The organism is Dethiothermospora halolimnae, from assembly GCF_037577855.1.
GTDB classification, from domain to species: Bacteria; Bacillota; Clostridia; order Tissierellales; family VENL01; genus Dethiothermospora; species Dethiothermospora halolimnae.
The window spans coordinates 18046-29584 of record NZ_JBAKFX010000049.1 but is presented as its reverse complement, the minus strand read 5'-3'; the positions used below and the strand labels follow the sequence as shown (position 1 = coordinate 29584).

Below are 11539 nucleotides of genomic sequence, written 5' to 3'. Positions count from 1 at the left end.
TTACAAGTTTATCTTCACAGTATGAAAAATTCAGATTGTCTTAGTGAACCGCCGTATACCGAACGGTACGTACGGTGGTGTGAGAGGCCGGTAGATAAATTAATTATCTACCTCCTACTCTATATATAAAACCTAACCAGCAGGAGGTATAACAAATGAAAACAAAGTCTAATATATTAGATGAGAAGTCCATTGGCAGGGCAATCACTAGGATATCCCATGAGATAGTTGAAAAAAATAAAGGTGTAGACGATATTGTTTTAGTTGGGATAAAAACTAGAGGTATCCCCTTTGCTAAAAGAATAGCTAAAAAAATTCAGCAGTTCGAAGGAGTAGAAATACCCGTTTTAACATTGGATATAACCTTATACAGAGATGACTTAACAGAAGTTGATGATAAGCCTGTAGTTGAATCTACAGAATTTCATTATGATATAACAGGTAAAATAATAGTTTTAGTAGATGATGTTTTATATACAGGAAGAACAGCTAGAGCAGCTTTAGATGCTTTAGTGGATAAGGGAAGACCAGAAAAAATACAACTTGCTGTATTGATAGATAGGGGACATAGGGAGTTACCTATTAGACCTGATTTTGTGGGGAAAAATGTTCCCACATCTAGAGAAGAGTTAGTAAATGTTAGTTTTAAAGAAATAGATGATAAAGATGAAGTAACAATAACTGAATTAGTGTAACCTTTTAAATCAGTCCCGTGAGGCTGAAAAGGGGAGATTATTCTCCCTCCTACAAAAAATAAGGAGGTATTTTTATGCTTAAAACAACATCAGCAGAGACAAGGTATGGAAAAGAAACAAGTCAATTAAAAGAAGCAGGAAGAAAAGGAATTATGGGGCTTCAGCATGTTATTGCAATGTTTGGGGCCACAATATTGGTACCTATGATTACTGGATTAAATGCAACAGTGGCATTATTTTCAGCAGGATGTGGAACATTACTGTTCCACCTTGTAACTAAAGGGAAGGTACCTGCATTTCTAGGCTCTAGTTTTGCCTTCATTCCAGTAATAGGAGCAGTGGCAAGTCAATATGGAGATTTAAGATATGCTCAAGGTGGAATAATGGTTGCTGGGGCTTTATACTTGGCATTGTCCCTATTGATATCAGTATTTGGAGTTGAAAGAATCAAGAGCTTTTTTCCACCAGTGGTTACTGGACCAATGATTATAGTAATAGGACTTACATTGAGTCCAACGGCAATAAGTATGGCATCAACAAACTGGTTAATAGCCTTTATAGTTATAATTACGGTTATGATATTTTCCATATTTGGAAAGGGATTATTTAAGGTAATACCAATATTATGTGGAGTTGTGGTTGGATATACTGTTGCAGCTATAATGGGAGAGGTTAATTATGATGCTATAAACAGTGCAAGTATGCTTGCAATACCTAGCTTCACTTTACCTAAGTTTAGCATAGGAGCCATAGCCATGATTGCCCCTATAGTATTGGCAGTATTTATGGAACATATAGGGGACATTACTACCAACGGTTCAGTGGTAGGAAAGAACTTTATAAAGGATCCAGGTTTAAATAGAACTTTACTAGGTGATGGACTAGCCACATTATTTGCAGGTTTAATAGGAGGACCTCCAAATACAACATATGGAGAAAATACCAGTGTACTAGCAGTAACTAAAAACTATGATCCTTCTATATTAAGAATAGCAGCTTGTATGGCAATAGGACTTAGCTTTATAGGGAAGGTAGGAGCGGTTTTACAAACCATACCCCAATCTGTAATGGGGGGAGTTAGTATAATACTATTTGGTATGATAGCCAGTGTTGGAATAAGAACCCTTGCAAATTCAGATATAAACTATTCAAATAATAGAAATTTAATAATTATTTCCCTTATCTTAGTTGTTGGTATAGGAACAGAGTTCTTAAATGGAAAGCAACAGGTGATTAACGATATAATGAATCAAGGAATAGATCTTCCACAGGAGTTTGTTGCCATAAAAAATACTAAGATAGGGATTAGTATAACTGACAATATTCAAATGATAGGTTTAAGCTTAGCAGCACTAATAGGAGTTATTATAAATAAACTTTTACCTGAAAATGAATAATTTGAGTAGCATAAATTTATGCTACTCTTTTTTTAGAAAATAATAGTGGAATTGGGAGGTGCAAAATGGAATTAATATTAAAAAATGGTTTTATTATAGATGTAAACAATAAAGAAATCAAAGGTTCCGACGTATTGATAAAAGATGGATTGATAGAAGAAATTGATGACAATATAGAAGTGGATAATATAGAAGTAATAGATATATCAGGGAAATATATTGCTCCAGGATTTGTTGATATACATGTTCATTTCAGGGAACCGGGGTATGAGTATAAAGAGACAATAAAAACTGGTTCAATGGCTGCTGCAAAGGGAGGATTTACATCTGTAGCCGTTATGCCAAATACTAAACCAGTTATAGATAGTGTAGATAATTTAAAGATACTTAAAAGTATAATAGACAAAGATAGTATTATTAAGGTATTACCAATAGGGGCAGTAACAGAGAAAGAAGAGGGCTTAATGCTTACTGAAATAGAAGAAATGTTTAAAGAAGGCATTTATGCAATATCAGATGATGGGAAACCTATTATGGATAAAGAAATAATGGAAAAGGCAATGAAGAAAGCAAGGGATTTAGGGATACCAATATTAATCCATAGTGAAGATGAAAACTATGTTAATGATGGGTGTATAAATGAAGGAATGATTTCAGAAAAGCTAAAATTAAAAGGTATATCAAGGGAAGCAGAAAATAAAATGATAGAAAGGGATATAGAGATAGCAAAGAGACTAGATAAACCTATCCACATATGCCATATAAGTACAAAGGAATCGGTGGAGATGATAAGAAAAGCTAAAAAAGAAGGGATTAAAGTTACATGTGAAGTTACTCCCCATCATTTTGCCATAACAGAAAAGGTTGTATTGGAAAAAGGAGCCATAGGGAAAGTTAACCCACCATTAAGAACAGATGAAGATGTAAAAGAAATAATTCAAGGCATTAAAGATGGGACAATAGATATAATAGCCACAGACCATGCTCCCCATTCAATGGATGAGAAACAGCTTAGTCTAGATAAGGCCCCTTTTGGCTTATCAGGAATAGAACTGGCATTACCTTTGGCTATCAGGGAACTTGTTGATAAGGGCATTATCGACATATTTAAATTAGTTGAACTAATGAGTACAAAACCAAGGGAAATAATAGGAATTGAAGGTGGACATATAGCTAAGGGAAATACAGCTGATTTAACTGTTATAGATTTGGATGAGGAATATATCTTAAAGGAAGAAGATATGGTGTCAAAGGGAAAAAATACTCCTTTTATAGGAGATAAATTAAAAAGTAAAGTAAAATATACATTGGTTAATGGAAAAATTGTTTATAGGGGGTAATAAAATGTTTGTAGATAATTTAATTGAAAAAATAAAGGAAAAGAAAAATCCATCAGTAGTAGGATTAGACCCAAGGATTAACCTTGTACCAAATTTCATTATAGAAAAATATGAAAAAGAATACACTGATAAAAACTTAGCAGAGATAAAAGCAATATTAGAGTATAATAAAATAATTATAGATAATATAGAAGACATAGTACCATGTATAAAACCACAAATAGCATTTTATGAAAGTTATGGTATAGAGGGACTTAAAGTATTTAAGGAAACAGTGGATTATGCAAAAGAAAAAGGCTTATTGATTATTGCAGATATAAAAAGAGGGGATATAGGGTCAACAGCTAAAGCTTATGCAAAGGCTCATTTAGGAGGAGGTTTTGGAGACATCGATAGTGTAACTCTAAATCCATATCTTGGGGAGGATTCTATAGCACCATTTACTGAATACTGCAATGAAAATAAAGGAGTATTTATACTAGCAAAAACATCAAATAAGTCTTCTAAGGATTTACAGGACATAGAAATAAAAAATAAAAAGATATATGAAATAATGGGAGAATTAATAAATGATTGGGGAAAAAATTATATTGGAAAGTATGGGTATAGTTCAGTGGGAGCTGTTGTTGGTGCAACCTATCCAGAGGAAATGAAGTCATTGAGAAAAATAATGGATAAATCATACTTTTTAGTTCCAGGATATGGAGCCCAAGGGGGAACAGCTGATGATGTTGTAAACTGCTTCAATGAAGATGGTTTAGGTGCTATAGTTAATTCTTCAAGGGGAATAATAGGTGCCCATAAGAAGGAAAAGTACAAAGATAAATATAATGGAAAAGATTCCCATTTAGCAGTAAGGCAGGCAGCAATAGATATGAGGGATGATATAGTTACTGCCCTTAAAAAAGTAAATAAAATAGCTTGGTAGAGGTGATTTTATGAAATTCATAGAAGATGTTGTAATAACAAAAAATGAAAATATAGTTGAAGATATCTATGTTATGGAGTTTATAAGTAAAAATATAGCAAAAACAAGTTATCCAGGTCAGTTTTTACAAGTTAAAGTAAATGAATTTAACGAACCTATATTAAGAAGACCTATAAGTATCAATGAAATAAAAAAAGAAGAAGATAAAGTGGTAATATACTATAAAGTTATAGGTAAAGGAACAAAAGCTATGGCTAACTTGAAGGTGAAAGACCAAATGAATGTATTAGGACCTATAGGTACTGGCTTTGATACTGATTATAAAAATAAAAATATTGCCATAGTAGGAGGAGGTATTGGAATAGCCCCATTACTTGAGCTTGCTAAGGCTCTTAAAGATAATAATATATACACATATTTGGGATATAATGATAATCCCTATTTAAATAGAGAGATAGACAAGTATAGTAAAAAAAACATAATATCAACTACGACAGGAAGGGAAGGTTATAAAGGTTTTGTAACCGACTTATTTGAAAAAGATATAGAAAAAATAGATTTCGATATCATCTTTACATGTGGTCCTAAGCCTATGATAAAAAAAGTTATGGATTTAGCTAAGAAACATAATGTAAAGTGCCAAGTTTCCCTAGAAGAAAGAATGGCCTGTGGAATAGGTGCATGCTTAGGATGTTCTATAGAAATAGCAGATGGAAGTATGAAAAAAGTATGTGTGGATGGACCGGTATTTTGGAGTAATGAGGTGATAATAGATGACTAAAAGTATAAACATGGAAGTAAATATAGGAGAACTGAAACTGAAAAACCCAATAATGACGGCATCGGGAACCTATGGTTTTGGAAGAGAGTTTGAAGAATTTATGGATATATCAAAGCTAGGGGGAATAATGGTAAAGGGATTGACCCTTAAGCCTAGAAAGGGAAATAAGGCTCCACGTATTGCAGAAACTCCAGGTGGTATGCTAAATAGTGTGGGTCTTGAAAATCCAGGAGTAGAGTACTTTGTAAAAGAAGAACTCCCCTATCTTAAGAAAAAGGGTGTAACAGTAATAGCAAATATATCGGGAAATACCATTGAAGAATATTGTAAAATGGCTGAAATAATAAATGATACCGATTGTGATGCCGTTGAAATGAATATATCCTGTCCCAATGTTAAAGAGGGTGGAGTAGCATTTGGAACCGATAGTGATGTTGTATATAAGATAACTAAAGAAGTAAGAAAGAAATTAGATAAACCATTTATAGTAAAGTTATCTCCAAATGTGACGAATATAAAGGAAATAGCAGTAAGTGCAGAAAAGGGTGGGGCAGATTGCATTAGTCTAATAAATACTTTATTGGGAATGGCAATTGATATAAATACAAGAAGACCAATACTTAGAAATAATGTTGGAGGTCTATCGGGACCAGCCATAAAGCCCGTGGCCCTTAGAATGGTATGGCAGGTAAGTCAAGTTGTTAATATACCAATCATAGGGATGGGAGGCATAATGACGGCAGAGGATATAATAGAATTTCTATTAGCAGGGGCATCGGCAGTATCTGTTGGAACAGCAAACTTTGTGGACCCAACCATAACAATGAAAATGCTAGATAAGCTAAGGGAATATTTAGCTAAAAATAATATTTCAGATGTAAATAAATTAGTAGGAAAAATAAAAACTTATTAGGAGGAGATTTTAATGAAAAGGGAAGAGATATTAAACATATTTGAAAAAGCAGGTGTATTATTAAATGGACATTTTAAATTAACATCAGGTAGACACTCTAAACAGTATTTACAATGTGCCCAGTTATTTCAGTATCCTGAGTATTCAAAGAAGATTACAGAGGAGTTAGTAAAAAAGTTTAAAGATGAAAAAATAGACTTAATAGTAGGACCAGCTGTAGGGGGAATTATACTAGCATATGAAGTGGCTAGACAATTAAATATAAAAAATATATTTATGGAAAGAGAAAATGGAAAAATGACATTAAGAAGGGGCTTTAATATAGAGAAAGGACAGAGGGTACTTGTGGTAGAGGATGTTGTGACCACAGGAGGATCAGTTAAAGAAGTTATTGATGTAATAAAAGAATGTGGTGGAGAAGTAATAGGGGTAGGTAGTATAGTAAATAGAAGTAAAGGAAATACAAAGTTTGATGAAGAACTAAGATCGGTAATAGATTTTGACATAGAAACATATACAGAAGAAGATTGCCCACTATGTAAAGATAGAGTGGAAGTAGTTAAGCCAGGAAGCAGGACTTTTAAGAAATAGAGGAAAGAGGAGAGGGGAAAGATAAAGAATAAATAATAGAGAATAAAGAATAGGTAAGGAGATTTTACTCCCGATGGTCGTAAAATTTTATTATGTAGGAGCTTAGAAATAAAGAAGAAATATAAAAGCATAGGGACAGGGCACGCCCTGTCCGACGAACAGAAATAAAACATCATTTTGAAAGGTAGAGTAGAATTTATTCCATGCTGCAAAATCTGTTGTTGGGGGATTCGTAATCCCCCAAACTCCCTGCTCTTTGCACCTTGCACCCTGACTAGAACAAAGAAGCGCCAACGGCGCTTCTTTGTTCTACCCTACATTTCAAAAAAAGAAGGGAATTAAACCATGTTATAGAAAATATATATAGGGTAAAAGAAATTTAAAGGGAGGATTTTATGCAACTAGATTTTCTATTGTTTTTACAGGAAATAAGCAATCCAATATTAGATAAAATATTTATATTTATAACTAATCTAGGTAGTGAAGTTTTCTATGTGCTTATTATGACATTAGTATTTTGGTGTATAAACAAAAAGCTAGGGATAAGACTTTTTGTAGTCACTATGATTTCTGCTTATGTTAATAGTGGGTTAAAGGACTTATTTCAGACTCAAAGGCCTATATACAATGAAAAGATAAGTTCACTATATACTAAATCGGCCCCTGGATATTCATTTCCCAGTGGGCATACCCAAATGAGTAGTACATTTTGGTTGTATTTAATGTATCAAGTAAAAAATAAAGCTCTTTATATAATAGGCTGGTTAACTATAGTGTTAGTAGCATTTTCAAGGCTATATCTTAGGGTGCACTGGCCAGTGGATATTTTAGGAGGATTTATTATAGCTATATTTGTCGCTTTTATAAGTGACTTTATAATTAGAAAAGTGTCCACTATGAAGTTGAATTATATTTTTACCATAATATTAGCTATAATTATACCAAATATTTTATTAATGGTTTATTATGATGAGAACACCATAAAGTTACTGCCATTAATGATGGGAGCTTTAATAGGTTATGTGATAGAAGATAACCATATAAGGTTTAATGAAAGAGCAAAGTTAAGTAGTCAGATAGCTAAATATATGGTAGGTATAGTAGGATTTCTTATATTACAAGTTGGGTTAAAATATATTTTTCCTTTAGGAACAATGTATATATATATAAGATATCTGATACTGGGAATATGGGTTACTTTAGTAGCTCCATATTTATTTAAGAAATTAAAATTGAGTTAATTTTATCTAGGTCTGGATATGTCCAGACCAGTTTTTATGTTATAATACTTATAAAAAATATAATATAAGGTGGTAAAAGATGGAAGATATAAAAATATTAGTGGCGGACGATGAAGTTGAGATACAGAAATTACTAAAGCGTTATTTAGAGCGGGAAGGATATGAAGTTGATACAGCATCCCATGGTCAGGAGGCTATAGATCTTATAACTAATAACAAATATAGTTTAATAGTTTTAGATCTTATGATGCCAAAGGTTGATGGAATAGAAGTATGTAGACGTATAAGGGATCGAGTTAGCGCTCTCATACTTATGCTCACCGCTAAGGATAGCGAGATAGATAAGGTGTTAGGATTAAGCATAGGGGCTGACGATTATATTACTAAGCCCTTCAGTATAAATGAAGTAGTAGCTAGGGTAAAGGCTCATTTACGAAGGTATTATGTTATAGGAGCAAAGGGGGAATATAAAGAAGATAGATATAAAGAAATAGGAAAGATAAAAATAGACTTTGATAGCTATTGTGTTTATATTAATAGTGAACCTGTTAAATTAACGGCTATAGAATTTAAGCTTCTTAAATTTTTTATAAATAATCCAAAGCAGGTATTTACCAAGGCGCAAATATTTAGAAACGTCTGGGGCGATAATTATTATGAAGATGATAATACTGTTATGGTTCATATAAGAAGGCTTAGAAAAAAGATTGAAGACAATCCTAAAGAACCTAAACTTATACAGACAGTTTGGGGAATAGGTTATAAATTTACAGAGGAATGATGCTATGAAGAAGGATAAAATTATAGTGTTTTTATGTTTAGTGGGAATAACTATAGCTGTTGGTGGAAGATTAGTGATGTCCCAATCTATTTTTCAATTTGGTAATATAAACAGTTTTTGTAATAATATTTTTAGTTTTATAATAATTGTATTATTTATTATAATCATATATTTTATTAAAAGAATTAATAAAGAGGTCTACAATATTATAGATAGTAGTAAAGAAATATTAGATGATAATTTAAATGCTAGAATACATATTGATGGTAATAGCTTTATATGTGACTTAGCAAAAGAAGTTAACTTAATTATTGAAAAGTTACAAAAAGAACGGATAGAAAAGATAGAACTGGAAAATACAAGAAAACAGCTTTTGTCTAATATGTCCCATGATATACGGACACCTCTAACATCTATAATAGGGTATATAGATGCTATAAAGGATGGGGTCTATGAGGATGAGAAAGAAAGGGAAGAATACATTGACATAGTACTTAAAAAGTCTAAAGATTTAAAACAAATGATAGATAATATTTTTGAAATGGCTAAATTAGATGCAGGAGAAACACCTATGAATTTTGAAAGGCATAATTTATCAGAAATAGTTAGGGAATGTTTAATAGGATTTTTACCTTCTATAAAAAATAATGATATAAACCTTAAAGTAGATATACCTGAAAAGCCATTAAATGTATTGGTAGATAGAACTAGTATAGTAAGAGTATTAAATAATATACTTAAAAATTCTATTATACATGGAAAAGATGGGGAAGAAACAGGAGTTGAAGTTATAGAGTTTGAAGATAAGGTTATAGTAAATATTTGGGATAAAGGAAAGGGAATAAATAATGAAGATATTAATTATGTATTTGATAGACTTTATAGGGCAGACAGCTCTAGGAAAGTCTCAAAAAATAATGGTCTCGGTTTAGCTGTATCAAAAAAGCTTATAGAATTAAATAAAGGGAAAATATGGGTGGAAAGTATACCCTATGAGAAAACGACTTTTAGCTTTGAACTAAAAAAAAGATAGAATGACCTTCTTATTGTTGCTGGGGGATTTGTAATCCCCCAGCTTGCTATATATGGATTTAAGAAAATTGTAAGATTTCATTAAGCCCCTTGTAAACTTAATAGACTATTATATTATATAGAGACTAGCTAAGGAGGTAGCGAAATGGAAACTATAATTAATACTCATAATCTTACAAAACAATATGGAACCGAAAAAGTAGTTGATAATGTAAATATGAATATAGAAAAAGGGGGTATATACGGATTTTTAGGCTTAAATGGAGCAGGAAAAACTACAACTCTTAGAATGTTATTAGGGTTAGCAAAACCAACTAGAGGTAGCTTTAGTATATTTGGTAGGGACTTTAAATCTAATAAAAAGTATATATTACCAAGGATAGGGTCACTAATTGAAGTTCCAGGTTTTTATGGAAATTTGACAGCAGTAGAGAATTTAAAAATTAATAAGAAGTTATTAGGGGTTCAAAGTAACCATGTTGTAGAAGAAACTTTAGAGAATGTAGGATTGTTAGATGCAAGAAATAAACTCGTAAAGAATTACTCTTTAGGAATGAAACAGCGATTAGGTATAGCAAGGGCCATACTACACAATCCTGAGCTTTTAATACTAGATGAACCAACCAATGGCCTGGACCCTGGCGGAATTAAAGAAGTAAGAAAGATGATAAAGGAATTGGCAGAAAAAAGAAAGATAACTATACTTATGTCCAGCCACATACTAAGTGAAGTACAACAATTGGCAACAACTATAGGAATAATACATAAAGGAAAGTTATTAGAAGAGATTACATTTGATGAATTGAGAAAGAAAAATAAGAGGTATGTAGAGGTTGTTGTATCAGATGACGGTAGAGCAACTATGTTATTGGAAAGAAAACTTAATATAAAAGACTATGATGTTCATGAGAATAGAAGTATAAGAGTTTATTCTGACCTAGAGAAGATTGAACATATAAATAAGTTATTCAATGATAATGACATTCTAGTATCTAAGTTAAAACTGAGTGAAGATAATTTAGAAGACTATTTTTTAAAATTAACTGGAGGGGATAGAATTGACTAGCTTAATATATACTGAAATATTAAAATTAAAAAGGTCTAAAATATTGCTACTTAGTATATTAGGTAGTGCTATAATACCACTAATACTCTTTATCGCAGAATTACATAAACAATATAATATACCTAATTATATTGGGAACTTTGAATCATTAGGTTATGGAAATATAATAATGATGGGAATGTTCCTTGGAACTATTAGTTTTGGACTAGTTACAAGTTATATTTTCAATAGAGAATATGATGAGGATACACTTAAAAACATATTGTCTATATCTATAAGTAGATCTAAATATATAATATCTAAAATGATAATAATATTGTTATGGATAGTATCATTTATGTATATTTCATTAATTATAAGTTTATTGTTAAGTTTTATAGGAAGATTTGAAGGTTTAGGTCTTAGTGAGGTTTTAAAAATTATTAAAATTTATACTTCATTTGGAATATTATCTTTCTTATTAACCCCCTTTGTAATGTTTATAACTTTAGTTGTTAAAAACTATATACCTGTTGTAATATCAATGATAGTTGCATTAATGGTTGGATTATTTATAGCACAAACTGAATATATTAATATATTTCCATGGATGGGACCCCATATGGTCATCATAAATGTATTTGATTTACCGTTTTCAGGAGTAGGTACAAAAGTGGATTTTAATTTATTAAAATCTATTATATCTATGTTTGGTATATTTATTGTGTTTACTATAGGAAGTATAGTTTATATAAACAAAAAGGATATTAAATAAGACTGAGACCTATAGGTCTC

The 11539-nt window shown here is 31.5% G+C and carries 12 protein-coding genes; all 12 read left to right on the top strand.

The window, feature by feature from the left end; genetic code table 11:
* The first annotated feature begins 155 nt into the window (after nt 1–155).
* Entirely contained in the window at nt 156–695 is a 540-nt protein-coding gene (gene pyrR / locus V6137_RS16150; RefSeq protein ID WP_425448993.1) for a bifunctional pyr operon transcriptional regulator/uracil phosphoribosyltransferase PyrR, read from the top strand.
* 74 nt (nt 696–769) lie between these two features.
* Entirely contained in the window at nt 770–2092 is a 1323-nt protein-coding gene (locus V6137_RS16145; RefSeq protein ID WP_425448992.1) for a uracil-xanthine permease family protein, read from the top strand.
* 65 nt (nt 2093–2157) lie between these two features.
* Complete coding sequence (locus tag V6137_RS16140) at nt 2158–3432, top strand: dihydroorotase (protein ID WP_425448991.1); 1275 nt, start codon at nt 2158–2160, stop codon at nt 3430–3432.
* 4 nt (nt 3433–3436) lie between these two features.
* Nucleotides 3437–4360 carry an orotidine-5'-phosphate decarboxylase gene (gene pyrF / locus V6137_RS16135; RefSeq protein ID WP_425448990.1) on the top strand — a complete coding sequence of 308 codons (924 nt, stop codon included), beginning with the start codon at nt 3437–3439 and terminating at the stop codon, nt 4358–4360.
* 10 nt (nt 4361–4370) lie between these two features.
* The gene (locus V6137_RS16130; protein ID WP_425448989.1) at nt 4371–5141 is read left to right on the top strand and encodes a dihydroorotate dehydrogenase electron transfer subunit; all 771 of its coding nucleotides are present in this window, start codon (nt 4371–4373) and stop codon (nt 5139–5141) included.
* Nucleotides 5134–6054 carry a dihydroorotate dehydrogenase gene (locus tag V6137_RS16125; RefSeq protein WP_425448988.1) on the top strand — a complete coding sequence of 307 codons (921 nt, stop codon included), beginning with the start codon at nt 5134–5136 and terminating at the stop codon, nt 6052–6054. Before V6137_RS16130 ends, V6137_RS16125 begins: the two co-directional genes overlap by 8 nt.
* Nucleotides 6055–6066: 12 nt before the next feature.
* Nucleotides 6067–6645 (top strand): orotate phosphoribosyltransferase, encoded by a 579-nt coding sequence (pyrE, locus tag V6137_RS16120; protein WP_425448987.1) that lies wholly within the window; start codon nt 6067–6069, stop codon nt 6643–6645.
* A gap of 395 nt (nt 6646–7040) precedes the next feature.
* The gene (locus V6137_RS16115; RefSeq protein WP_425448986.1) at nt 7041–7886 is read left to right on the top strand and encodes a phosphatase PAP2 family protein; all 846 of its coding nucleotides are present in this window, start codon (nt 7041–7043) and stop codon (nt 7884–7886) included.
* A 79-nt stretch (nt 7887–7965) separates the two neighbouring features.
* Entirely contained in the window at nt 7966–8667 is a 702-nt protein-coding gene (locus tag V6137_RS16110) for a response regulator transcription factor (RefSeq protein WP_425448985.1), read from the top strand.
* A gap of 4 nt (nt 8668–8671) precedes the next feature.
* Nucleotides 8672–9700, top strand: a complete 1029-nt coding sequence (locus V6137_RS16105) for a sensor histidine kinase (RefSeq protein WP_425448984.1) — start codon at nt 8672–8674, stop codon at nt 9698–9700.
* Nucleotides 9701–9844: 144 nt separating this feature from the next.
* Entirely contained in the window at nt 9845–10765 is a 921-nt protein-coding gene (locus tag V6137_RS16100; RefSeq protein WP_425448983.1) for an ABC transporter ATP-binding protein, read from the top strand.
* Entirely contained in the window at nt 10758–11519 is a 762-nt protein-coding gene (locus V6137_RS16095; RefSeq protein ID WP_425448982.1) for an ABC transporter permease, read from the top strand. Before V6137_RS16100 ends, V6137_RS16095 begins: the two co-directional genes overlap by 8 nt.
* Nucleotides 11520–11539: the final 20 nt, after the last annotated feature.

Coding starts and splice junctions, on each gene's coding strand:
- V6137_RS16105 (WP_425448984.1), top strand. CDS start 8,672: ATGAAGAAGGATAAAATTATAGTGTTTTTATGTTTAGTGGGAATAACT.
- V6137_RS16140 (WP_425448991.1), top strand. CDS start 2,158: ATGGAATTAATATTAAAAAATGGTTTTATTATAGATGTAAACAATAAA.
- V6137_RS16145 (WP_425448992.1), top strand. CDS start 770: ATGCTTAAAACAACATCAGCAGAGACAAGGTATGGAAAAGAAACAAGT.
- V6137_RS16115 (WP_425448986.1), top strand. CDS start 7,041: ATGCAACTAGATTTTCTATTGTTTTTACAGGAAATAAGCAATCCAATA.
- V6137_RS16130 (WP_425448989.1), top strand. CDS start 4,371: ATGAAATTCATAGAAGATGTTGTAATAACAAAAAATGAAAATATAGTT.
- V6137_RS16125 (WP_425448988.1), top strand. CDS start 5,134: ATGACTAAAAGTATAAACATGGAAGTAAATATAGGAGAACTGAAACTG.
- V6137_RS16100 (WP_425448983.1), top strand. CDS start 9,845: ATGGAAACTATAATTAATACTCATAATCTTACAAAACAATATGGAACC.
- V6137_RS16110 (WP_425448985.1), top strand. CDS start 7,966: ATGGAAGATATAAAAATATTAGTGGCGGACGATGAAGTTGAGATACAG.
- pyrF (WP_425448990.1), top strand. CDS start 3,437: ATGTTTGTAGATAATTTAATTGAAAAAATAAAGGAAAAGAAAAATCCA.
- pyrR (WP_425448993.1), top strand. CDS start 156: ATGAAAACAAAGTCTAATATATTAGATGAGAAGTCCATTGGCAGGGCA.
- pyrE (WP_425448987.1), top strand. CDS start 6,067: ATGAAAAGGGAAGAGATATTAAACATATTTGAAAAAGCAGGTGTATTA.